Raw genomic sequence first — 22,783 nt, 5'->3', positions numbered from 1 at the left:
TATGAAAAAAATTATTTTATTTTTTATATTTTTTGCTTCCTTTTTTCTTTCTTGCAAAGACAAAACAGCAACCGAAAAACCTATTGACGCTAGTATTCCTGTAACTATAACCACTATTGACAGTTCAGAAATGGAAAGTTATATCGACCTCAATGCAACGGCAACCTATTTGGTCAAAAATAGCATCAAAGCCAATGCAACTGGTTATTTGAATTCGGTAAATGTCGCTAATAATGATTTTGTAACTAACGGAAAGGAATTGTTTTCAATCAAAACCCGTGAAGCAAAAATTTTAGGAAATACCATAAATAAAATAGATCCAACGTTGAATTTTGGCAGAGCAATTAAGGTGCTTTCTAATACAAATGGAATTGTAACAATGGTTAATGTGCAACAAGGCGATTATGTTCAGGATGGCGATCCATTGGTTACTATTAATGATGCCAAAAGTTTTGCAATTGTTATGAGCTTACCTTATGAATTGAAAAAATACATTAAACTTGGACAACAATTGAATGTGTCTTTGCCAGATGCCACTAAGAGATCAGCAACGGTTCAAAATTTTTTGCCAACTGTTGATGCCACTTCGCAAACACAAAATGTCGTCTTAAAAATAAATGGGAAACAAGATATTCCAGAGAATTTAATTGTAAAAGTTCGGATTAACAAAACCTCAAATTCCAAAACCATTTCGTTGCCAAAATCGGCGGTTTTAAGCGATGAAACTGAAACTAACTTTTGGATTATGAAAATGATAAATTCAAATACAGCAATTAAAATTCCAATAGAAAAAGGAGTTGAAACGGATGATAGAATAGAAATCATTTCACCAATTTTAATCGCTGAAGATAAAATCTTACTTACAGGAAATTATGGGGTTTCAGATACGATTAAGGTAAAAGTAATTAAAAACTAATTTTAATGAATAACTATTTTGCGAAACATAAAAACGGCTTAAGCGCCATTATCTTCCTAATTATTTTGGGTGGATTTTTTGCCTATTCAAAAATGCAAACGAGTTTGTTTCCTGAAATTACCTTTCCAAAAATTAAAATCATTGCCGATGCAGGACAACAACCCATCGACAAAATGATGATAACGGTTACTAAACCACTAGAAAATGCCATTAAAAAAGTACAAGATTTAAAAACCGTTCGCAGTACGACCAGCCGTGGGAGTTGCGAAATATCGGCTTTTATGGATTGGAAATCGGATATTGATTTGAGCAAAACCAGAATAGAAGCCCAAATTAACCAAATTAAAAATGATTTGCCACCCGATACACAAATTACAGTCGAGAAAATGAACCCTTCCATTCTTCCTGTAATAGGTTATGCGATTGAAGGCAAAGGAAAATCAGCAATTGAATTAAAAAAAATTGCCAATTATACAATCAAGCCTTTCCTTTCACAAATTGATGGTGTTTCCGAAATTCGGATTATTGGCGGAAAAGAAAAAGAATATTGGTTATCATTAGATTCTGATAAAATGCGGGCTTTTGGTATTACACCAAATTCGATTACGCAAGTGATGAACGAAACTAATTTCATAAAATCTAATGGGTATTTGTCGGATTATCGTTATATGTATTTAACCATTACCGATGCGCAAGTTGATAAAAAAGAAGAACTCGAAAATCTCGTTTTAAGAAACAACGGAAAAGGAATTATTACCCTAAAAGATATTGCTGCTGTTGAAATTAAGGAAGCCAAAGAGTATATAAAAGTCAATGCCAATGGAAAGGAAAGCATATTGGTTGCCGTAATAAAACAACCCAATTCTAATTTGATTTCGCTTACAGATGCAATGAGCTCAAAATTAGAAGATTTAACAAAAATACTTCCAAAAGATATTCATATCACACCCTATTATCAACAAGCCACTTTTGTAAATGATGCCGTAAGCAGTGTAACTGACAGCTTGTTAATAGGATTATTATTAGCTATAATTGTTGCGGTTCTGTTTTTGAAGTCTGCCAAAGCCAGTGCTACCATTTTGATAACTATTCCGGTAACCTTAGGATTAACTCTTATTGTTTTATATCTCATGGGTGAAACATTCAATGTTATGACTTTGGGTGCTTTAGCGGCAGCTTTGGGATTAATTATCGACGATGCCATTGTAGTTGTGGAGCAAATTCATCGAACCCACGAAGAGCATCCTGACGAGCCAACAATTTCGCTTTTACAAAAAGCAATTCACTATCTATTTCCCGCAATGTTGGGTTCATCAATTAGTACCATTGTAATTTTTATTCCTTTTGTTTTAATGAGTGGTGTTGCAGGTTCTTATTTCAAAGTACTCACCGACACGATGATTATTACTTTGGTTTGTTCTTTTTTTGTTACTTGGTTGTTGCTCCCAGTGGTTTATTTATTGCTTTCTAAAAAAGAAAAAGTAAGTTCTAAAAATCAAATAAAAGCCGAAATACATGAGGTAAAAACTCAAAACTGGGTGGCTTATTTTATTGGAAAACCCATTATTAGCATTTTATTTTGTGCATTTTTAGCGCTCTCTATTTTTATTGTTTTACCCAAATTAGAAACGGGTTTTTTACCAGAAATGGACGAAGGAAGTATTATTTTGGATTACGAAAGTCCTCCAGGAACTTCACTTGAAGAAACCGACAGAATGTTGAATGAAGTGGAAAAAATCATTATCAAAATTCCCGGAGTAGAAGCTTATAGTAGAAGAACTGGAACACAAATGGGATTTTTTATTACGGAGCCCAATCGGGGTGATTATTTAATTCAATTAAAGAAAAAAAGAAGCAAAACCAGCAATGATGTCATAGATGAAATTCGTGCCAAAGTGGAAGCCACACAACCCGCTTTGCGAATCGATTTCGGTCAAGTTATTGGTGATATGTTGGGCGATTTAATGAGTTCTGTTTCACCAATTGAGGTCAAAGTTTTTGGAAACAATCAAGTAGAATTACAAAAAATAGCCCGACAAGTTGCTACAATTGCCGAAAAAGTCAAAGGAACTGCCGATGTTTTTGATGGTACTGTTCTAGCTGGTCCAGCCATAAATATCCAACCTAATTATACACAATTAGCACAGTATGGAATTACTCCTACTGATTTACAATTTCAGATGCAAACCGCATTAGAAGGAAATGTTGTAGGCAGTTTGTTAGAAAACGAAAAACAAATACCAATACGATTAATTTATGCTAATGGACAGAAACGAAGTTTGGAAGACATTAGACAACTCAAAATATTCTTGCCCAGCGGACAATCTATTCCTATTTCGAATTTGGTTACAATTTCTGTCCAAAAAGGAGTTGCCGAAATTGAACGTGAAAATCTCCAAATGATGAGTGTGGTAACCGGACGATTGGACAATCGGGATTTGGGGAGTGTGATGCAAGAAATTCAGGATAGAGTTTCACAGGAAGTTCATTTGCCCACTGGTTATTACATTGAATATGCCGGTGCTTACAAAGACCAACAACAATCTTTTAGAGAATTATTACTGATTTTAATAACTTCATCTTTATTAGTTTTTGGAGTAATTTTATTTCTTTTTCGGGATTTCAGAATTGCATTGGTTATCCTTTTGATTTCAGTTTTAGGTATTGCAGGAAGTTATATTTTACTTTATATAACAGGAACACCATTAAACGTTGGAAGCTATACAGGAATCATTATGATTGTGGGCATCATTGCTGAAAATGCTATTTTCACCTTCTTGCAATTTCGAGAAACTTTCAAACTGACAAGAAATGTAAATCAATCTATAATCTATTCCATTTCAACTCGATTGCGTCCAAAATTAATGACAGCTTTAGGGGCAATAATTGCACTTTTACCATTAGCAATTGGAATAGGAACGGGTTCAGAATTGCACCAGCCTTTAGCAATTGCAGTAATTGGCGGATTTATTGTTGCAATGCCGTTATTATTGGTCGTTTTACCAAGTTTGTTGACTCAAGTGTATAAAAATGAAACACATTTTAAGCATATTCTTGAGAAATATCAAAATTGAAAACAAAATCAAGGTCTTAGGTATTTTACTTAAATCCTTATTTCACCTATTATGTTCCAAACATCCATGTTTTTCCATTCAAAAAAATAGCTTAAAACCTTTAATAAGATATGGTCTATATATACTTTTACCTTTACGACCAGGAGTTTGATATTAAAAATGTCTTTTTAAAGATTGCTAGTCAAGAACTTTCATTATCGTTTTGATACAACTTTCAAAATAAGATGTTTGTTCTATAAACTTTGAATCAGCTTCAATACCGCTTATTGTACAACACAGTAATCGACTTAATACTTTAGGATCTTTATCTTTTGAAAATTCTTTTTTTTCAATTCCTTTTGTTATAGCCTCTACTAATATAGTTTCAAGCATATCCCTGTGATTGCGAAGTATAGTAGCAACCTGAATATCATGAGGGGCTAATTCAATAGCACTATTAACGATAAAGCATCCTTTATGATTCTTATCTGACATGGCATTTTCAGCAGTACTTTCAAGTATTTTTTGAATCATGTCTTTCACATTATCATATTCTTGAAAACTACTTTGAACTTCCATAATTGCACGCTTTTGATAGCGGGTCAAAGCAGCAATAAACCACTGTTTCTTATCACCAAACGCACCGTACATGCTTGATTTACTAATGCCAAAATCATCAATCATCTCTTGGGTCGAAACACCATTATAGCCTTTGTGCCAAAACAGTTCAACCGCTTTATCTAAAACTTCTTCTGTATTAAATTCTCTATTTCTTGCCATATTAAAAAAAATTGTAAGGGCTATTTATCGCCCTTACAAAATTAATAAATTCTAGACTAATTAGTCCTTTATTCTGAAAATTAAATCATAGAATCAAATTGCAACATTTTTAGAAGGTCATTTTGAACTTCTGAAACACCTTCGTTTAATTTAGCAACACCAAAATCCATTCCTCTTGGCATAACAACAGTTCTAAGAGGACGTTTGTCATTTGAATCAACTAATGCTTTTATGGCATCTGCAACATCTTGAGGAATTGGTGCATTTTCACCATCATACATTGCTTGGAAATTAGTTTTCATTAGATCTGGAACACCAGCTAAAGCGCCATATGCTTCCAAACGTGATTTATCAGAAGGCTCTGGACTTTTACCTAAAAGACTAGTACCAAAAGGTCCTGGTTGAACGATTACAGAATCAATTCCTAAACCAGACAATTCATAACGAAATGCCTCGGCATAAGCTTCCATAGCAAACTTACTGGCACTATAAACTCCAAAGAATGGAAATACTACTCTACCAGACAACGAACTAACATGAATTATCAAACCTGATTTCTGGCTCTTCATATAAGGTAAAACGGCACGGTCTGTTCTTACACTTCCAAAGAAGTTTACATCCATTTGTTTCTTGATGTCTTCAATAGTAAATGCTTCTGTAACTCCTACAAACATTTGACCAGCATTATTGATTAATACATCAATAGTTCCAGCTTCTTTGGCAACAGCTTCAATTGCATTTTCTACAGATTTGTCATCTGTTACATCCAAATCAATTACCTTAATAAAAACATTTTTGTCTTTAGCAAATTGCTCAAGTTCATTTTTTGTTTCAAGATTGCTACCCAAAGGATTTCTCATCCCTGCGTAAATCTGATGTCCGTCTAAAGACAATTGAAAAGCCGATAACTTTCCAAACCCACTACTAGTTCCAGTAATAACAATTACTTTTTTACTTGCACTCATTTTTTAAATTTTTAAATTATAATTTGTTTTTCTGTCTCCAAAAAAATATTTTGGACTAATCAGTCCGCAAATGTAATTTAAAAAAATTAATAACGAACCATTTAGTCCGTTATTTTTTAAAATATTTTAAAAATTAAAAAAAGAGTTTAAATATATGACCTTGCAAATCATATAAAAAGTTTATGGGTCCAAATTTTACAAACATAAAAAGGTAATTAAGCAAGTTCCTTAATAATATTTATTCTGTTTATTTTTTTATTATTTACTTCGAAAATAACTACTTGCTCCATTTTGTCCTCACTTCCATTTCTTCCATGTATATATTCCTGTACTATTACCTTATTATCAAAAGTGATAGTGTTTATTATTTCTGCCCGAAGATTAGGTGATTTTTTAAAAAGATCAACATACATCTTTCGACATTCGTTGATTCCATTAATCAATATTTTATTATTTAAAAAGTCAATTATTGTAATATCTTCGCTAAAAACGCTCATCATACTATCAATATCTCTATTGTCATAAGCTTGCATTTGCTTCTCTATGGTTTGTTCTATTGTCATTATGTTTATTTATAATTGTATCATTTATATGCAAATTATCAAAGTCCTTTTATGTAAGTAGGGGTAATTATCGTCTTCTGTTTTTAGTATAAAAATTTTGCTGCATTGAATTTATAATTTAAGTTGGCTTTAGTCTAATAAATATTTGATTTTTTTATTCCCCAATTACATGGTTTTGTTTAATTTTATTTCCGTATCAGAGATGAAATTTTTTTAATCATTTAAATCCTTGGCAAAAAAAATTCAAAATTAATATGTTTTTTGATTATTGTCTTTAAGTTAAAAAAACTTTTTAGAAGTATTTCAGTAATCATATTACTCAACGATTAATGTGATTCGTGAACTTAGTCATTATTTTATAAATATTGATTATTTTATTTTATTGCTATTATGCGTTTGAATTTTATTTCAGCATATAATATTTGCCAATTTTTCTTTTTCCATTTGTTTATCTCCCCAATCTTTTAAGTGTTTTATAAAAGGAATAAGCTCTGATCCAACATCAGTCAATGAATATTCTACTTTGGGAGGGACTTCAAGAAAAACTTTTCTGTTAATCAAACCATCATCTTCTAACTCTCTTAATGATTGAGTTAACATTTTTGGTGTTATGTCCGACAATTGTTTTCGCAACTCTCCATAGCGCATTATAGTACAACTGTTTAAATACCACAAAATTCGCCCTTTATATTTTCCACCAATGCGTCTAAAAGCATAATCAACTGAACAAATTGGAGTCGATATAATTCTATTTTTCATTTTTTTTAATATTTAATTATTTGATAATCAACATTAGTATCATTTTAGTATGTAGGTTACAAATAAGTACATACTTGTGGCAAAGATATATATAATTTATTTTTGCACCAATATATAAAAAATAAAAAAAAATGAAATCAATCGTTATAAAAAACAACTACGGATTAGAAAACGTAGTAGTAGAAGAAAGAGAATTACCACATGTTCAGGAAAATGAAGTTTTAGTAAAGATACAGTCAGTTTCCTTAAACCAACTAGATTTAATGATTGCAAACGGGGCATATGGAACAATACCTCTTCCGCATACTTTAGGATCAGATGCTGCTGGAATTGTTGAAAAAATTGGAAGCGCCGTCACAGAACTTCAAGTTGGTGATGTTGTTTCTACACACTTTCTTCAAGACTGGCAGTCAGGCGATTTAAAATCAATTCATCTAAAAAACCGACTGGGAATTACTGTTCCTGGTGTATTTTCTGAATATGTTGCCTTACATGAAAGTTCTTTAGTAAAAGTTCCTAAAAATCTAAATAGCGAACAAGCATCAACATTGCCAATAGCAGGTCTAACTGCATGGGAAGCGATTGTAAATGTTGGGAAATTAAAGCCTGGTCAAACGGTTTTGTTACAAGGAACTGGTGGTGTTTCTATTTTTGCCTTACAATTTGCAAAGGCAATCGGAGCAAAAGTTATTATAACTTCAAGTTCCGAAGAAAAATTGCAAAAAGCTAAAGAGTTAGGAGCTGATGAAGTCATCAACTACAAAGAGATAGCTGATTGGCAAAACAAAGTTTTGGAGTTAACAAACGGAGAAGGAGTTGATTTAGCATTGGAAATGTCATGGGCTGAAGTGGGTAAAACAATTGAAGGGATGAAAATTGGCGGTAAAATTGCGGTTATTGGTTTGTTGGGTGGTGTAAATACTGAATTGTCAGTACTAGGCATTATACAAAAAAGTCTTTCTGTTGTTGGGATTCAAATTGGTTCCAAATCGTCATATGAAGCAATGAACAAAGCTATTGAAGTAAATAATATTGAACCAGTAATAGATAAAATTTTTCAAGTCAACCAACTTTCAGAAGCATTGGACTACTTTAAAAATGGAAAACATTTCGGCAAGGTAGTCTTGAATTTTTAATAACGAAACGCTATCCTTTACTTGGATAGCGTTTTTTATTGATCTTTATTTGCATCTAATTTTAAATACTGCAAAAAATTTTTGGTTAAAAGATGATGCAAATTTTTAGTGCTTAAAATAATAAAATTTTAAACAAATATTTCTGAAAACTTTTCAGCTATCAATTCAGATATAAGTATAAATAATCTGAATCACTGAAAAAATTGGATACTTGCTCAAGGTTAAATTTCCATTCTGATTAAGAAAAAATAGTAAATGATATAATTAAAATAATGTTATTTTTATATTTGGAACCAAAAATATAGTCTTGTTTAATAGATGAATGAATGCTGAACCAAAAAAAAGAATAAATGAATGATCAATTAAATTTAGATTTACTAAATCTTGAAAATTTACTTGAAACAGTAAAAGATCAAGGTCTTAAATTTTTACAGCAAATAGAGGAAAGACCAACTTCAACCAAATATACTATTGAAACAATTGATAAATTGAGTGATATTGGTTTTGGAGGTTTAGAAACTTTAAAAATATTTAACCAAAAATTTGAAAAGCTAATCGTAGGCTCATCTGGACCAAGATATTGGGGATTTGTAACTGGCGGGTCAACACCAGCTTCGATAATGGGGGATTGGCTGACAACAATTTACGATCAGAACACGAAAAGTCCAAAAGGACAAGGTGACCTTTCCGCAATAATTGAAATCGAGACAACAAAATTACTTTTAGACCTTTTAAATCTTCCAAAAGATTTTATTGGAGGTTTTGTTACTGGTGCGACAATTTCAAATTTTACTTGTCTTGGGGTTGCTAGACAATGGATTGGTAAGGAACAAGGTATTGATTTTGCTAAAAATGGAGTTTCAGGAAATATAAAAATTCTTTCTGCTTCACCTCATTCATCTGTAATAAAATCACTTTCTATGTTGGGCATTGGAAGTAATAATTGTATTAAAGTAAAAGTTGCCAAAGACAATAGGGAAAGTATTGATATTGAAGATTTAGAAAATAAAATCAAAGAACTGAACGGAGAAGCATTTATTCTCATTTCAAATGCAGGAACAGTAAACACAACTGATTTTGATGATTTTAAAAAAATCAACAAATTAAGAAAAAAATTCAATTTTTGGTGGCATATTGACGGTGCTTTTGGGGCATTTGCAGTTTGTTCTCCAAAATACAAACACCTGTTGAAAGGGTGGGAAAATGCAGATAGTATTACAGTAGATTGTCACAAATGGTTAAATGTACCCTATGAAAGTGCTGTATTTTTCGTGAAAGAAAAACATAAAATTTTACAAACTGAAACGTTTCAAAATTCGAATGCTCCCTATTTAGGCAATCCTCTTGAAAATTTTAGTTACTTAAATTTTTTACCTGAAAATTCAAGACGTTTAAAAGCCTTACCAGTTTGGTTTTCATTGAATGCTTATGGTAAAAAAGGGTATCAAGACATCGTGGAAAACTCTGCAGAAATGGCAAATTTATTTGGGGCATTTATTGAGAAAAGTGAAATGTTTGAATTGTTGGCTCCAGTTCGATTAAATAACGTTTGCTTTACATTAAGCGGGATGGAAAATCAAGATAAAATTTCGACATTCTTAACACAATTAAACGAAACCGAAAAAGTATTTATGACTCCAACTGTTTACAACGATAAAAAAGGAATTAGAGCATCTTTTGTAAATTGGAGAACAACTAAACAAGACATAGAAATTGCAATAACAGAAATGGAAAGATTAAAGACAACTATATAATTACCAGTCACTAATCTAGTAAACAGCACTTCAAAAATTGACGAAGTTTGCCTAGCACACTACCATCACCTTCGACTTAGCGCAAAATTGACCAAGTTAAACCGAAACCGAAGTACTTGGCGTCCCTTTCGTTCAACATCGGTTTCATGACTTGGCAATCAACCACCACGAAACCTTATTTATTGTGTGCATTTTTTCTTCTAGTCCGATTTTTTAAAGTTCAATTTGGTCTAAAATTGATTTAATTTTGTCTAATTGTTCCAAGGTTGTAGCTGTAGATTCTGTGACACAAAACCCTACTACATTGTGTTTTGCTTTTATTTTTTCTATAAGTTGAACAACGTCTGCCACTAAAAATCCATTGTTTGTTGGAAACATTGTAAACTCAAATTCAGATTTATCTAAAACATCTAAGTCAAGATGAATATAAACATTTTTAAAATTTTTAATTTTGTTTTGAATATCTACAAATTGACAATTTGTAACTGTTGGGATGTGATGTTTTAAAATGTATTCGCTTTCTGGTTCGTCTATATCCCTGAGTCCAACGAAACAAACTTGTTCAGGTTTAATAGTTGAAAAGAGCAAATTGATAAATTTTTCATTTCCTTCACCCAAAAGTATCCGTAATGGCATTCCATGAAATGTCTTACTTGGGGAACTGTTTGGTGTATTCAAGTCAGCGTGGGCATCAATCCAAATCACACAAATGTCTTCTTCGTATATTTTATTGAGATAGGAAATTGGTACGATTTCAATTCCACAGTCTCCGCCAATAGTTGAAATTTTATTAAGTTTACTGTCGGTAAGGATTTCTTTAAAAAAGTTTGTTTGTTCTAAAATTGGCTCAAAGCATTTTATGTTGTCTATTGTTGCCAAGTCTTTGATTGAAAGTGGAATTACTGTCGTGTTAAAGTTCTTGAAATATGACTTAAAAGTTTCCGCTCCAAATTTTAAATCATCCGTCAAACCCGAACCTTGCCATTGTGGATTGATAAATATCATTATTACTTTAAATTTCTATTGTTGTTTTGCGTCTATTAAAATTGCCACCAACGGAGAGCAAATGGGTGCAGTCTATGGTTGAATACCTCATTACATTACACCCATCTGCTTGTTAGTTTAATTCTGCCTTTGCAAAACCGACTGTGTCTCTATACAATTGAGGTGAAACGTCTGTGTTTGCTTTAAAAAGTCTGCTAAAATGAAACTCGTCACTATACCCTAAATGCCAAGCAATTTCTTTAATTGGCTTACTTGTCATATATAGTTCTCGTTTGGCTTCAATTATTATTCTTTCTGTTATTAAATCGGTTAGGGTTTTGTTATAGTGTGTTTTTACCAATTTTGCCAAGGCGTTTGCCGAAATATTTAGCAATGTTGCATAGTCGCTTGCAGAATGTTTTTGCTTAAAATTTTCTTCAATTGTATTTTTTAAGTTTTGTAAAACAAAAGGTAAATCGGCTTCAATAAACTTTGGCTCATTAATTTCTGGAAGTGCTTTTAGTCTTGATAGGGTAACTAAAAATATTTTTAAATTTGGGATTAACAATTCGTAATTGTCATTCGCTTTGTTCTGTATTTCAAATTTTAGCTGATCTAATTGCAACTCCAATTTGTTTTCTGTCAAATTATCTATTTTTGTAAATGGCTCTTGATAAATATTATTAAAAAGAACAGTATCGCAATTCGTTTCTTTTGGATTGCGATGAATACAATAAAATTCAGAATGAAATTGCAATGCTAAACCACTAATTTGTTTATCGGTAGAAAACATAAATGGTTGATAGGGAGCAAATGCAAAAACCGTATTTTCCTGAAACAAGTATTCAGAAAAATCAACTTTTAAAAGACCATTACCCTCTTTTACCCAAATGATGGTATAAAAATTATTGCGCTGCAAATGATCGAAATGATTATTATCAGTAAATGAAAACATCTTGAAAGCAAGATTTCCATTTTGTTGATTGATAAGTGTAAAAACATTTTGTTCTTTCATAATGTAAAAATACTAAATTACTTTTCTTTTTTTCGTCTGATTGTAACTTGTTCTCCTGCAATTCCCCAATTATCGATTTCAACTTCATCAATTATTACAAATGTTGTTGATGGATTTTTATTTAACACTTTTTGAAGTAAAGATGTAACACCTTCTATTAGTTGTGCCTTTTGTTCTGAAGTTACATTTTCTTTGGTGATTTTAATATTAACGTATGGCATAATTAAGATTTGAATTTTTTTCTAATAACTGGAGCAACATATAACAATGAGGGCACAGCTAATATAAATGCGATTAGCCAACTTCTTAGCCATATATAAATGAAGTTTTGAACAAAGCCGACATTTACTGCTACCAATGTAAATGTAATGTAGCTTGTTACTATTAATGCTATTACCAAAGTAGATTTTATAATCATTTTAATATTGCTTCTTGGTAGCTTTTTAGTAATTCAGGATTATCAATTGAGCCGTGATGATGTATTTGTCGCCAACTACCATCATTTAAAACAAATATTCGGGTGGTTCTTATTGCTAATGAAATTTCGATTTCTTCGGTCTTAAAATAACCCCGTTCTCTACCTGTTGCAAAAAACATATTTTCGGTTTTGTGAATTGAAAAATCATAAAACTCAACATAAACTTTGGCTTTACCATTGAATATTTTATTATAACCGTTTCCAATCTCATCCCAACCTCTGCGAATGCCTCCAATTGGGTTGTCCATAGAAATTTTGGCTGTATTTAACCAAGATTGCTCCATAAGAAGCATATCTTGGTTATTAAAAGCTTTGTAAAACTTTGAAAGCGCATTTATCTCTGCATTTTCATTTGGGAATATTGTTCCGTCAATTATTAGTTTTGAAAAGACTTGTTCATTCATATTCATTGTATATTAAGTTAGTATTGTGTGTAAAAGTAATTTGAGCATTTAAAAATTTTAAATGGCTTGAGGCTCCGGAAAATCTATTGGTACTTTTGCCAATGCAAATAAGTAATTGGTTATAATTTTATCACCAACCATCATCACTACATCAACTAAATTTTCAGTTGTGTATCCTTCGTTAAAAAAACCTGTTTTTGTTTCTGCTGATACCTCGCCTTTGGTTTCCACAATTTCTTTTGCAAATTTTACAAGGGCATTCAATTTTGGATTAAACGAAATATTGGCTCTTCTAATTTCCAAAGTTTGCTCTTCGGTAAAACCAACCATTTTGCCAATTGTAGTATGTGCCGCTTTACAATAGTTGCAACCATTTATTTGACTGACAACTAAATTTATAACTTCCTTTTCTTTATTGCTTAAAGAAGTTTTACGGTTTTGAAGTGTAAGATAATCGCCTAATGCTGATGGTGAATGAGCAAAGAAAGCAAACATATTAGGCACAAATCCCACTGCTTTTTGCAAGTTGTCAAATATTGCCTGATTATTTTCTGAAACGTTTTCTCTAGTGGGAACTGTAAATTTTTCCATTTTATTTATTAGATTTTATAAGTTTTGAAATTGAAATGAAGTGAAACCAAAGTAATAATACGGCTGTGTAAAAAACAACGTATTGCATATTATGAAAAGCTCCTAAATCTTTCCAAACTAAAAAGCACATACTTGTTAAGATGGTAACTATATCTAAAAGACCTACTATATTTGCCATCCATAAAAGTTTATTTTGGGATTTATTATTTTTGGCTACCGCTATTGCTGCTACAAGCGAAAGGAAACCAGTTGTTACGTGAAAAAAGCCATCCATAATTGAAAACCAAGAAGGAATAACGTTTAAAACACCTTCCATTAAAAATCCACAGGCTACAAAAACACGAAGACCTTGAACAATTTGAATATGTTCTTGGGGAATAGAATCAAATACTTTTTTTAGTGGTGAAAAGTAAAACACAGCCAAAACGAGTGCAGCTGCGGAGAGTGTAAAGACATACATTTCTCCACCAGAAATGTCGATAGGAATTAGTGCTTTGTTGCTAAAAACATAATGAATAAAAAACATCCAAGCTACTGAAACTAATCCGAAAACCAATTTGGTAGTTTGAGTTGCTCTACCAATTTTCAAAAGCCAAAGCGTTGCCAAAAGAAAAGCAATGTTTACTCCAATAACCCAATACGTTGTTGCTAAATAATTTAATGCATCCATTTTAAATAAATTTAATTTTTTGTCATTATTGACTATGCAAAGATGCAATGACACTGATTATTTAAGAATAGATAACTTATGCTTTTAAATGGATAATTTTTTAGGTAGAAGAATGCCTTGGGATTTGTTGCTTTTTTGTACCCTTTTTAGTAGGAATGTATAGTTTTTCTAGGGAATCGGGTATAGCCATACTAAGGATTTATAGTTCTCATCTAATAGAGATTAAAAAAACAATAGAGATCAAAATTAAAAACATGTGCCAAATTTTATAATTAATTTGATCGGAAAATATAATTAAACTAAAATCTCCAGAAGAAATAATACTAAAAGTATATGATTCTGCCAAGGCGACAGAACTTTTTAAATTAGGAGATATTAAAGTAATAATTAATTCATTTCGATATTATAGGGTTGGAAATACTAAAGAGGATTTTATACATATTTTCGTTAATATGATGGAAGAAAGAACTACCATTAAAAAAAAGTAGGCTTTCAAAAGAAATAATTAAAAACTTAAAAAGAATTGTTTCCAAATATTCAAGCTCTGGCTATAAATATTAGAGGTTTTTAAAAAGCTAATTATTGTAATAAAGCAATGGTTTAAGAATTATAAAAAGGAATTTAAACAAAAATCAAATCTAGAAAAATAATGAAAATAGGATTCTAACTATTTATTTTAATTCTAACTTCCTTTGCTCAACGCTCTTTTGCTTTTCTTCAAAAAAAAATATTGTCCAATTTGAGTAAAACTGCCGAAGAGCACAACGACGAATTCGTTCAAAATATCTAGCTATTGTTAAGCGTATCCCTCAATATACTCTTGCTTTTTATTTAGGTTTCTCTACTGCTTTTCTAAGTAAAATCAGAAACAAAAAGACCAAATAGTTAATCTAGTTTATCAAAATTTACTAAACAAGTTTGTTTGTTTTTAAAATTTCTATTCACAATTTTGTCTTGTCAATAATGACACTCACTTTAAACAAAAATACCATGAACAATACAAAACAAATTCCAAATTACAACGAAGAAAAAATTGGACTTCAAGCAAATCTTGCTTCAATGATCGCTAAAGAATCTTTAGATGTTTTTGTAAATGATGCTAACTCATTAGCAAAAGAAATCACAAGTCCATTAAAAGTTTCTGTGGGTGATAAAACACCTTTATTCGAACTGCCAAATGCTTTGGGTAATACTGTTTCTCTTCAAAATTATCTTGATAAAGGACCCGTTGTTATTACTTTTTATAGAGGAAACTGGTGTCCTTATTGTAATTTAGTGTTGAATGCGTATCAAAGAATTTTACCTGAAATTAAAGCTCTTGGAGCTAATTTAATTGCTATTTCTCCACAAAAGCCAGATAGCACCTTGGATATGCAAGAAAAACAATCTTTAGAATTTGTAGTGTTAAGTGACGATAAAAATTAGGTTGCCAAACAATTTACAACTATAATAAAAAATGCTATTGAAGCAGTTGACGAAGCAAAAAAACTAGGCGTTGATTTCTATGATTTTTATAATGATGATTCTAGAGATATTCCAGTACCAGCTCTTTTTGTTATTGATACTAATGGATCAATTGTTTTTGCAAAAAGCGAAGGTGGAGATTATAGTTTAAGAGTTGAACCTCAAGATATTTTAGATGCTTTAAATGCAATTAGCAAATAATTTTAAGTAACCCAGACTTTTTTCACTTCTATAAACTTGAAAAAAGACATAAAAAAGGGAATTAATATTGCTTTAGCATTTGTACGCTATAAATATTCTTTCCTTTTTTTTAATTACAACAAACTCAATTGTATAAAAGTATTTATTAGAAAAATATTATTTTGGACTAATCGGTTCGTTATATTAATTTTTTGATTATATTTGCGGACTAATTAGTCCAAATCTAATTAAAGGCTAAATAATAAATTAAACAATTTAAAATATGAAAAACGTAGTAATAACAGGAACAAGTAATGGTTTAGGCTATTTAACAGCACTAACTTTAGCGGAAAAAGGGTTTAAAGTTTGGGCAACAATGAGAGACCCTTTGGGAAAAAATTTAAGCAAAAAAGAAGAATTCGAAAACATTGTAAAACGAGAAAACTTAAATATTAAAGTAATAGCATTAGACGTAACAGACGATAATTCGGTAAAATTTGCATTTGAAAAAATCTTACTTGAAGACAAAAAAATTGACATTTTAATCAATAATGCAGGCTCAATGTTTGTTGGAATTACAGAAGCATATAGCATCGAACAAGCAAAAAATCAATTTGAAACAAATTTCTTTGGAACGTTAAGGACAATTAAAGCAGCTACACCATTTATGCGTGAAGCGAAAGACGGTTTAATAATCAATATTTCTTCATTGGCTGGAAGACTTGCGTTTCCATATTTTGGGATTTATAGTGCAAGTAAACATGCGTTAGAAGCTTATTCAGAATCTTTAGGCTATGAACTTGCACCTTTCGGTGTAGAAGTAACTATAATTGAGCCTGGTGCTTTTGGAACAGGTCTTTTATTTAGTGGACCTAAAGAAGCCGACACAAATGTCTTTAATGAATATGGTGAACACAAAGATGTTCCTCAAAAAATGTTGGAAAATTTTAAAGGGTTTTTCGAAACCAAGGATGCTTTAGATCCGCAATTAGTGGCAGACACCATTTTTAAATTAATTGAAACTAAAAAGGGACATAGAGAAAAAAGAATTGTTTCTGGATTTGATTACGGAGTAATAGAATACAATGAAAAGGTAGCTCCTATTCAAGAATTTTTAGTGAAAGATATTCTTCAGATGAGCCATTTATTGAAAGTAAATTTAAACTAAAGCTTTGCTACTGATTTAAAAGTAAAGAACATTTAAAGTTTGTGAATCTAAAATAATTAAGTTTTTTTCTTGTTATAAATTAGTCAGATACTTAATAAAAAACAGCAATAAAAAAGATGAAAAAAATTGGGCTAGTCGGTGGAATAAGTTGGGTTTCGACAATGGATTATTATAAATTTATCAATGAAGGGATAAATTCAAAATTAGGCGGGCTAAATTTTGCAGAATGCATTATCTATTCATTAAATTTTGGAGATATTCAGGAGAAAAGTTGGGAAAATTCATTTGAACTTTTGCTAAATGCTTGTGAAAGTTTAAAAAGAAGTAAAGTTGATGCAATTGTCCTATGCGCAAACACTGCGCATTTATTTGCTGATAAACTTCAAGAAAAAATTGGGTTGCCGATAATTCACATTGGATCCGAAACAGCAAAGGCTATTAATAAACAAGAATTTACCAAAGTTGGACTTTTAGGAACAAAGTTCACAATGGAAATGGGCTTTTATAAAAATAAACTGGAAGAATATGGTTTAAAAGTATTAATACCCGAAAAGCAAGAAACAAGAGATTATATACAATATACGGTCAAAGAAGAATTAGGCATTGGTTTTATTAATCCAGAAACCAAAAAAAAATACATAGAAATTGTAAATGAATTAATTCAAGATGGGGCCGAATGTATCATTTTAGGCTGTACTGAAATTCCAATGCTTATAAGCCAATCAGATTTTGAAATACCAACATTTGATACTACTAAGATTCATTCACAAGCAATTGTTGATTATATGTTATCAACACACAAATAAAAAATGCCGAATTACTAAACTGATGTTTAGTATTAAAAGTAGTTTAATAGTTTTTATAAAAAAAGCAGCTCCTTACCAAGATTATGTGGTACATATAACATTCTCTTAATAAGTTACTTATTAAAAATAAATTTAAATTAAATCATATTTGTAAATTAAGAACAAAAGAAATGAAATTATGAAAAAACCGCCAAAATGGAAAATGGTAATTTTAGTATGGCCTATTGTTTATCCAACTATTTTATTAATTACATACTTACTACTCCCAATTCTAAACAAATTGGATTTACCAAAAAGAACATTAGTAATGACAATTATATTAGTACCAATAATGATTTATTTAATCCTACCCATGATAAATAGAACTTTTGGTAAATGGCTCCAAAAATAAAATAGAGCAAAAAAAATAAAAAAATAATTAGTTTCAACAAGCACAAAGAAGTGAAATATAATTATAGAGTAAAAAAACTAAAACATAAAACAAAAAAAAGCGATGGAATTTATTAAAGGATATTATGTTACAGCTGAAATTCATGTAAAAGATGTAAGCAAAATTGAAAAAACTAAAAAAGAATTGAATATACTTCAAGAAAAATCAATAGAAGAAATTGGTTGTACGCTATTCAAGGTACATCAAAGCAATGCAGATGAATCAACCTTTATTTTATGGGAAAGATTTGAAAATGAAGCTTCATTTAAAATACATTTTGAATATGAGCATACTAAAAATTATGTAAACCAAGACTTGACGGAAGTAGTCAAATTTTATCAAACCGACATTCTCTAAAATTCTATAAAATGACTGATATATTAGAAATTCCAGTTTATAACGACGCTAAAAAAAAAATTCGCCAAAACCTTGCGGCAATGTTTGCAAAAGAAACATTAGATATTTTTGATACTGATGCGCGCTTATTAGCGTTAGAAATTTCGTCTCCCTTAAAAATAGGAGTAGGAGATAAAACACCATTGTTTGAGCTTCCTAATGCAATAGGAAATACAATAGCAATTAAAGACTTGCTAAATCAAGGGCCAGTTGTGATTACTTTTTACAGAGGCAATTGGTGTCCATATTGTAATCTTGTATTAAATACGTATCAAAAAATCTTGCCGGAAATTAAAGCATTAGGGGCTAATCTAATAGCTATTTCTCCACAAACGCCAGATAGTTCTTTGGATATGAAAGCCAAACATGACCTTGGTTTTGAAATATTAAGTGATTCTAAAAATAATATTGCAAAACAATTTACTACAATAATAAAGAATTCAAAAGAAGCAATAAATGAAGCTAAAAAATTAGGAATCTATTTTTATGATTATTATGATAATAATTCTCGAGATATCCCTGTCCCTGCTGTGTTTGTTATTGATAAAAACGGAACAATCGTTTTTGCGAAATCAGAAAATGGGGATTATAGACTTAGAGTAGAACCACAAGATATTTTGGATGCTTTATCATATATAGCTGAATAATAAAATAGAAACCATAACATAGTACACTAATTCTTATTATCCAGTCAAATAATAAAAACAATTAAGTTAAAAACGCATGAAAATTTTAGAAAATATATTTCCTACTTCAGAACAAATTCCAATCGAATGGAAATTAGATAATTTTATCGAACAAAGAGAATACCTAATTAATGGAGAACTCCAAACTTGGAATGGCCCAATGAATGAGGTAGTATCTCCTGTGTCAATTAACAATGGAACTGAAGTAGTTAAAAACAGCATTGGCAGTACACCGTTACTAACTGAAAAGGAATATTTACAGGCCTTAGACGCCGCAGTGAATGCATACGATAATGGCACAGGCGAATGGCCAACAATGAGTATTGAAAAAAGAATTGCCCATATAGAACAGTTTGTTGTTGAAATGAAAAAACAAAGAATTTCAGTAGTAAAATTACTAATGTGGGAGATAGGTAAAAATTTACCAGACAGCGAAAAAGAATTTGACAGGACATGTATTTACATTGAAGACACCATTAGAGAACTAAAAAATCTCGATCATGGCAATTCCAAGTTTGAAAATGAAGAGGGTATTATTGCGCAAATAAGACGAGTTCCTTTAGGTGTTGCTTTATGTATGGGGCCTTACAATTATCCTCTAAATGAAACTTTTACCACATTAATTCCAGCACTATTAATGGGTAATACCGTAGTCTTTAAACCCGCAAAATATGGTGTGTTATTTATGAAGCCTCTTATGAAAGTTTTTCAAGAAAGTTTTCCAAAGGGTGTTATAAACATTATTTATGGTAAAGGCAGAGAAACTGTGGGTGCCATTATGTCAACTGGCAAGATAGATGTATTTGCATTTATTGGAACCAATAAAGGAGCAAGTGATATTAAGAAACTGCATCCAAAACCGCATCGATTAAGAAGTGTTTTGGGCCTTGATGCAAAGAACCCTGCATTTATTTTACCAGATGCAGATATTGATACTGCAGTTAGCGAAACTATTGCAGGATCACTCTCTTTTAACGGGCAAAGATGTACTGCCTTAAAAATTATTTTTGTACATGAAAGTATTGCGGATACATTTTTGAAAAAATACACGGATAGTTTAGCAAAATTAAAGTTTGGTATGCCATGGGAAAAAGATGTTAAAATTACACCATTACCAGAAACAGGAAAAACAGGCTATCTATTGGAACTTGTCAAAGACGCTAAACAGTTTGGTGCCGAAATTATCAATGAAAACGGTGGAGAAGTAAATGATACTTTCTTCTACCCTGCCGTACTTTTCCCTGTAAATTCACAAATGAGAATTTACCACGAAGAACAATTTGGCCCAGTTGTACCAATAGTTCCTTACTCTAATATCGAAGAAATAATCAATTATTCTGTACAGTCTAACTTTGGGCAACAGTTAAGTGTTTTTAGTACAGATTCTGAAAAAATTGGATTTCTGATTGATGAACTTGCTAATCAGGTAGGACGGATTAATATCAATGCACAATGCCAACGTGGCCCTGACAATTATCCCTTTAATGGAAGAAAAGACAGTGCCGAAGGTACACTAAGTGTTCACGATGCATTAAGAGCTTTTAGCATTCGGATTTTGATTAGCACAAAAGACAATCCTCTTAATCGGGAAATTGTTCAAACAATTGTAAGAGAAAATCAAAGTAATTATTTAAGGCTAGATTACGTATTTTAATAGATACTCAACTGGTATTGCAATTCCCTAAAAATTAAATTATATGAAAAAAAACTACACAGCATTTATTGTTGAAGATGATAAAATAGCATCTTCAATAATAAAAAAAGTAATGAAATCAAATAATAGTTTTAGCTCATGCAAATTTTATTTAAACGGATTAATTGCCTTAGACTGCCTTAAAGCACTCAATTCTGAAGATGATATACTACCCAGTTTTATTCTATTAGATTTTATTATGCCTGTAATGAATGGACTGGAATTCCTGGAGAATATTAAATATTTAGAGGGTATCAATAAAATTCCAATATTTATGAACTCCTCATCTACTGAACTGGATGAATATCAGAATTTTTATAATTATGAAAATGTCAAAGGAAGTTTTTCAAAACCTTTTATGGCACAAAATTTAAATGCCATTCTAGAATTTATTGAAGGTAATAGAGTTGAGTAACCGTCTTCCTCCATAATACCTTAAATATTAATAATCAATGTTTAGGGTGTTAAATTTGCAGTCTTGGTTAATTTATTAACTATAGAAATTTCATTCCTATTTTATGAATTTAGTGTTTTACTTGCCTTTCCAAAGTGAACTTTTTATGTTTTATTCCTCTTCCTTTTGCCTCAGATTTATTTTTAAGAATAACTTTTTAATTTCATTTTTATTAATCGATATTTTAAAAAATTTTAAACTTTTCTAACTTCTACTGCTTTCTTTTTAAAAGCTTTGCCATAAATTTTGCGGACTTGTTTCATAGATTAAAATAAGATTATTTCTTAACTTTCTGTGATTACTAAGTTAGCATTTCCACTCAGGAAATGATACAAATGTTGTCTAATTTGAGTAAAACTGCCTAAGAGCGTTACGACAAATTTATTCAAAAATATCCAGCTATTGTTAATCGTGTACCCCACAGTATGCGTTAGCTTCTTACCTTGGTTTCTCTTCTGTCTTTCTAAGTAAAATCAGAAACAAAAAACCAAATAGTTAAACTAGTTTATCAAAATTTACTAAACTAGTTTATTTTTTTTAAAACTTCCTTACCGCATCTTTGTACTGTCAATAGTGACACTCATTTTAAACAAAAATACCATGAACAATACAAAACAAATTCCAAATTACAACGAAGAAAAAATTGGACTTCAAGCAAATCTTGCATCAATGATTGCTAAAGAATCTTTAGATGTTTTTGTAAATGATGCTAACTTATTAGCAACAGAAATCACAAGTCCATTAAAAGTTTCTGTGGGTGATAAAACACCTTTATTCGAACTGCCTAATGCTTTGGGCAATACTGTTTCTCTTCAAAATTATCTTGATAAAGGACCAGTTGTTATTACTTTTTATAGAGGGAACTGGTGTCCGTATTGTAATTTAGTGCTGAATGCATATCAAAGAATTTTACCTGAAATTAAAGCTTTTGGAGCTAATTTAATTGCTATTTCTCCACAAAAGCCAGATAGCACCTTAGATATGCAAGAAAAGCAATCTTTAGAATTTGAAGTACTAAGTGACGATAAAAATGAGGTTGCCAAACAATTTACGACTATAATAAAAAACTCAATTGAAGCAGTTGATGAAGCAAAAAAACTAGGTGTCGATTTTTATGATTTCTATGATGATCAATCTAGAGATATTCCAGTACCAGCAGTCTTTATTATCGCTGCCGATGGTACAATCATTTTTGCAAAATCAGAGGGTGGAGATTATAGTCTAAGAGTTGAACCACAAGACATCTTGAATGCTTTGGGTCATATAGCTAAATAATTTAATAAAAAAATCTTACTTATGAATGTAAAAAAAATTCTTACGATAACAGCTAGGGGTTCGTTGCGGCTGCAAGCCGAACAATGAACCCCGTGTTGAACGGAACCGGAGTACCTGCCGTTAACACTATGCAGTTATCGTAAAAAAATTAGAGAGAATTTCA

General features: G+C 31.0%; 24 protein-coding genes. 13 read left to right on the top strand and 11 right to left on the bottom strand.

Going from position 1 to position 22,783, the window contains the following annotated elements:
* Position 1: 1 nt before the first annotated feature.
* Together IR213_RS13245 and IR213_RS13240 are read left to right on the top strand one after the other, a co-directional pair.
* Entirely contained in the window at positions 2-916 is a 915-nt protein-coding gene (locus tag IR213_RS13245; RefSeq protein ID WP_194312785.1) for an efflux RND transporter periplasmic adaptor subunit, read from the top strand.
* 5 nt (positions 917-921) lie between these two features.
* Positions 922-3,990: an efflux RND transporter permease subunit gene (locus IR213_RS13240; RefSeq protein ID WP_194312784.1), complete on the top strand. Its 3,069-nt coding sequence runs from the start codon at positions 922-924 to the stop codon at positions 3,988-3,990.
* 177 nt (positions 3,991-4,167) lie between these two features.
* Here the strand turns inward: IR213_RS13240 and IR213_RS13235 are convergent, their stop codons facing one another.
* From IR213_RS13235 to IR213_RS13220, 4 genes are all read right to left on the bottom strand, one after another.
* On the bottom strand, positions 4,168-4,749 hold the full coding sequence (locus IR213_RS13235; RefSeq protein WP_194312783.1) for a TetR/AcrR family transcriptional regulator: 582 nt from the start codon (positions 4,747-4,749) through the stop codon (positions 4,168-4,170).
* Positions 4,750-4,829: 80 nt separating this feature from the next.
* Entirely contained in the window at positions 4,830-5,714 is an 885-nt protein-coding gene (locus IR213_RS13230) for an SDR family oxidoreductase (RefSeq protein WP_194312782.1), read from the bottom strand.
* A gap of 215 nt (positions 5,715-5,929) precedes the next feature.
* Positions 5,930-6,277, bottom strand: coding sequence for a nuclear transport factor 2 family protein (locus IR213_RS13225; protein ID WP_194312781.1), 348 nt, complete (start codon positions 6,275-6,277; stop codon positions 5,930-5,932).
* A gap of 408 nt (positions 6,278-6,685) precedes the next feature.
* Entirely contained in the window at positions 6,686-7,036 is a 351-nt protein-coding gene (locus IR213_RS13220; protein ID WP_194312780.1) for a winged helix-turn-helix transcriptional regulator, read from the bottom strand.
* Positions 7,037-7,167: 131 nt separating this feature from the next.
* Between IR213_RS13220 and IR213_RS13215 the strand changes: the two genes are divergently transcribed.
* Positions 7,168-8,172: a zinc-dependent alcohol dehydrogenase family protein gene (locus IR213_RS13215; RefSeq protein ID WP_194312779.1), complete on the top strand. Its 1,005-nt coding sequence runs from the start codon at positions 7,168-7,170 to the stop codon at positions 8,170-8,172.
* 350 nt (positions 8,173-8,522) lie between these two features.
* Complete coding sequence (locus IR213_RS13210) at positions 8,523-9,926, top strand: pyridoxal phosphate-dependent decarboxylase family protein (RefSeq protein WP_194312778.1); 1,404 nt, start codon at positions 8,523-8,525, stop codon at positions 9,924-9,926.
* 213 nt (positions 9,927-10,139) lie between these two features.
* Here the strand turns inward: IR213_RS13210 and IR213_RS13205 are convergent, their stop codons facing one another.
* The 7 genes from IR213_RS13205 to IR213_RS13175 all read right to left on the bottom strand — a co-directional run bounded on the left by IR213_RS13205 (position 10,140) and on the right by IR213_RS13175 (position 14,068).
* Entirely contained in the window at positions 10,140-10,931 is a 792-nt protein-coding gene (locus IR213_RS13205) for an arginase family protein (RefSeq protein ID WP_194312777.1), read from the bottom strand.
* 112 nt (positions 10,932-11,043) lie between these two features.
* The gene (locus IR213_RS13200) at positions 11,044-11,925 is read right to left on the bottom strand and encodes a helix-turn-helix domain-containing protein (RefSeq protein WP_194312776.1); all 882 of its coding nucleotides are present in this window, start codon (positions 11,923-11,925) and stop codon (positions 11,044-11,046) included.
* A gap of 17 nt (positions 11,926-11,942) precedes the next feature.
* Positions 11,943-12,146 (bottom strand): 2-hydroxymuconate tautomerase family protein, encoded by a 204-nt coding sequence (locus IR213_RS13195; protein WP_194312775.1) that lies wholly within the window; start codon positions 12,144-12,146, stop codon positions 11,943-11,945.
* Between the two features lie 2 nt (positions 12,147-12,148).
* Complete coding sequence (locus IR213_RS16655) at positions 12,149-12,343, bottom strand: DUF2798 domain-containing protein (RefSeq protein WP_194312774.1); 195 nt, start codon at positions 12,341-12,343, stop codon at positions 12,149-12,151.
* On the bottom strand, positions 12,340-12,807 hold the full coding sequence (locus IR213_RS13185; protein WP_194312773.1) for a YybH family protein: 468 nt from the start codon (positions 12,805-12,807) through the stop codon (positions 12,340-12,342). Before IR213_RS13185 ends, IR213_RS16655 begins: the two co-directional genes overlap by 4 nt.
* 57 nt (positions 12,808-12,864) lie before the next feature.
* Positions 12,865-13,398 (bottom strand): carboxymuconolactone decarboxylase family protein, encoded by a 534-nt coding sequence (locus tag IR213_RS13180; protein ID WP_194312772.1) that lies wholly within the window; start codon positions 13,396-13,398, stop codon positions 12,865-12,867.
* A gap of 1 nt (position 13,399) precedes the next feature.
* Positions 13,400-14,068: a hypothetical protein gene (locus IR213_RS13175; RefSeq protein ID WP_194312771.1), complete on the bottom strand. Its 669-nt coding sequence runs from the start codon at positions 14,066-14,068 to the stop codon at positions 13,400-13,402.
* 990 nt (positions 14,069-15,058) lie between these two features.
* On the opposite strand from IR213_RS13175, the gene IR213_RS16385 reads away from it, so the two are divergent.
* The 9 genes from IR213_RS16385 to IR213_RS13130 all read left to right on the top strand — a co-directional run bounded on the left by IR213_RS16385 (position 15,059) and on the right by IR213_RS13130 (position 22,620).
* Positions 15,059-15,493 (top strand): peroxiredoxin family protein, encoded by a 435-nt coding sequence (locus IR213_RS16385; RefSeq protein WP_228479186.1) that lies wholly within the window; start codon positions 15,059-15,061, stop codon positions 15,491-15,493.
* A gap of 502 nt (positions 15,494-15,995) precedes the next feature.
* Positions 15,996-16,880 (top strand): SDR family oxidoreductase, encoded by an 885-nt coding sequence (locus tag IR213_RS13165; RefSeq protein WP_194312770.1) that lies wholly within the window; start codon positions 15,996-15,998, stop codon positions 16,878-16,880.
* 116 nt (positions 16,881-16,996) lie between these two features.
* Positions 16,997-17,686 (top strand): aspartate/glutamate racemase family protein, encoded by a 690-nt coding sequence (locus IR213_RS13160; protein WP_194312769.1) that lies wholly within the window; start codon positions 16,997-16,999, stop codon positions 17,684-17,686.
* A 195-nt stretch (positions 17,687-17,881) separates the two neighbouring features.
* Entirely contained in the window at positions 17,882-18,049 is a 168-nt protein-coding gene (locus tag IR213_RS13155) for a hypothetical protein (protein WP_194312768.1), read from the top strand.
* Positions 18,050-18,179: 130 nt separating this feature from the next.
* Positions 18,180-18,473 carry a putative quinol monooxygenase gene (locus IR213_RS13150; protein WP_194312767.1) on the top strand — a complete coding sequence of 98 codons (294 nt, stop codon included), beginning with the start codon at positions 18,180-18,182 and terminating at the stop codon, positions 18,471-18,473.
* An 11-nt stretch (positions 18,474-18,484) separates the two neighbouring features.
* A complete protein-coding gene (locus tag IR213_RS13145) occupies positions 18,485-19,159 on the top strand; it encodes a peroxiredoxin-like family protein (RefSeq protein ID WP_194312766.1) in 675 nt (224 codons plus the stop codon).
* 76 nt (positions 19,160-19,235) lie between these two features.
* Entirely contained in the window at positions 19,236-20,852 is a 1,617-nt protein-coding gene (locus IR213_RS13140; protein WP_194312765.1) for an NADP-dependent glyceraldehyde-3-phosphate dehydrogenase, read from the top strand.
* Between the two features lie 43 nt (positions 20,853-20,895).
* Complete coding sequence (locus tag IR213_RS13135; protein WP_194312764.1) at positions 20,896-21,306, top strand: response regulator; 411 nt, start codon at positions 20,896-20,898, stop codon at positions 21,304-21,306.
* 639 nt (positions 21,307-21,945) lie between these two features.
* Positions 21,946-22,620 carry a peroxiredoxin-like family protein gene (locus tag IR213_RS13130; RefSeq protein ID WP_194312763.1) on the top strand — a complete coding sequence of 225 codons (675 nt, stop codon included), beginning with the start codon at positions 21,946-21,948 and terminating at the stop codon, positions 22,618-22,620.
* Positions 22,621-22,783: the final 163 nt, after the last annotated feature.

It is taken from the genome of Flavobacterium soyangense, from assembly GCF_015277675.1.
Taxonomy (GTDB): Bacteria; Bacteroidota; Bacteroidia; order Flavobacteriales; family Flavobacteriaceae; genus Flavobacterium; species Flavobacterium soyangense.
The sequence above is the reverse complement of the archived record's forward strand: the minus strand, read 5'-3'. Positions and strand labels throughout refer to the sequence as shown.

Coding starts and splice junctions, on each gene's coding strand:
- IR213_RS13215 (WP_194312779.1), top strand. CDS start 7,168: ATGAAATCAATCGTTATAAAAAACAACTACGGATTAGAAAACGTAGTA.
- IR213_RS13135 (WP_194312764.1), top strand. CDS start 20,896: ATGAAAAAAAACTACACAGCATTTATTGTTGAAGATGATAAAATAGCA.
- IR213_RS13220 (WP_194312780.1), bottom strand. CDS start 7,036: ATGAAAAATAGAATTATATCGACTCCAATTTGTTCAGTTGATTATGCT.
- IR213_RS13195 (WP_194312775.1), bottom strand. CDS start 12,146: ATGCCATACGTTAATATTAAAATCACCAAAGAAAATGTAACTTCAGAA.
- IR213_RS13140 (WP_194312765.1), top strand. CDS start 19,236: ATGAAAATTTTAGAAAATATATTTCCTACTTCAGAACAAATTCCAATC.
- IR213_RS13235 (WP_194312783.1), bottom strand. CDS start 4,749: ATGGCAAGAAATAGAGAATTTAATACAGAAGAAGTTTTAGATAAAGCG.
- IR213_RS13210 (WP_194312778.1), top strand. CDS start 8,523: ATGAATGATCAATTAAATTTAGATTTACTAAATCTTGAAAATTTACTT.
- IR213_RS13225 (WP_194312781.1), bottom strand. CDS start 6,277: ATGACAATAGAACAAACCATAGAGAAGCAAATGCAAGCTTATGACAAT.
- IR213_RS13240 (WP_194312784.1), top strand. CDS start 922: ATGAATAACTATTTTGCGAAACATAAAAACGGCTTAAGCGCCATTATC.
- IR213_RS16655 (WP_194312774.1), bottom strand. CDS start 12,343: ATGATTATAAAATCTACTTTGGTAATAGCATTAATAGTAACAAGCTAC.
- IR213_RS13230 (WP_194312782.1), bottom strand. CDS start 5,714: ATGAGTGCAAGTAAAAAAGTAATTGTTATTACTGGAACTAGTAGTGGG.
- IR213_RS13200 (WP_194312776.1), bottom strand. CDS start 11,925: ATGAAAGAACAAAATGTTTTTACACTTATCAATCAACAAAATGGAAAT.
- IR213_RS13155 (WP_194312768.1), top strand. CDS start 17,882: ATGGAAAATGGTAATTTTAGTATGGCCTATTGTTTATCCAACTATTTT.
- IR213_RS13150 (WP_194312767.1), top strand. CDS start 18,180: ATGGAATTTATTAAAGGATATTATGTTACAGCTGAAATTCATGTAAAA.
- IR213_RS13145 (WP_194312766.1), top strand. CDS start 18,485: ATGACTGATATATTAGAAATTCCAGTTTATAACGACGCTAAAAAAAAA.
- IR213_RS16385 (WP_228479186.1), top strand. CDS start 15,059: ATGAACAATACAAAACAAATTCCAAATTACAACGAAGAAAAAATTGGA.
- IR213_RS13180 (WP_194312772.1), bottom strand. CDS start 13,398: ATGGAAAAATTTACAGTTCCCACTAGAGAAAACGTTTCAGAAAATAAT.
- IR213_RS13185 (WP_194312773.1), bottom strand. CDS start 12,807: ATGAATGAACAAGTCTTTTCAAAACTAATAATTGACGGAACAATATTC.
- IR213_RS13160 (WP_194312769.1), top strand. CDS start 16,997: ATGAAAAAAATTGGGCTAGTCGGTGGAATAAGTTGGGTTTCGACAATG.
- IR213_RS13175 (WP_194312771.1), bottom strand. CDS start 14,068: ATGGATGCATTAAATTATTTAGCAACAACGTATTGGGTTATTGGAGTA.
- IR213_RS13245 (WP_194312785.1), top strand. CDS start 2: ATGAAAAAAATTATTTTATTTTTTATATTTTTTGCTTCCTTTTTTCTT.
- IR213_RS13205 (WP_194312777.1), bottom strand. CDS start 10,931: ATGATATTTATCAATCCACAATGGCAAGGTTCGGGTTTGACGGATGAT.
- IR213_RS13165 (WP_194312770.1), top strand. CDS start 15,996: ATGAAAAACGTAGTAATAACAGGAACAAGTAATGGTTTAGGCTATTTA.
- IR213_RS13130 (WP_194312763.1), top strand. CDS start 21,946: ATGAACAATACAAAACAAATTCCAAATTACAACGAAGAAAAAATTGGA.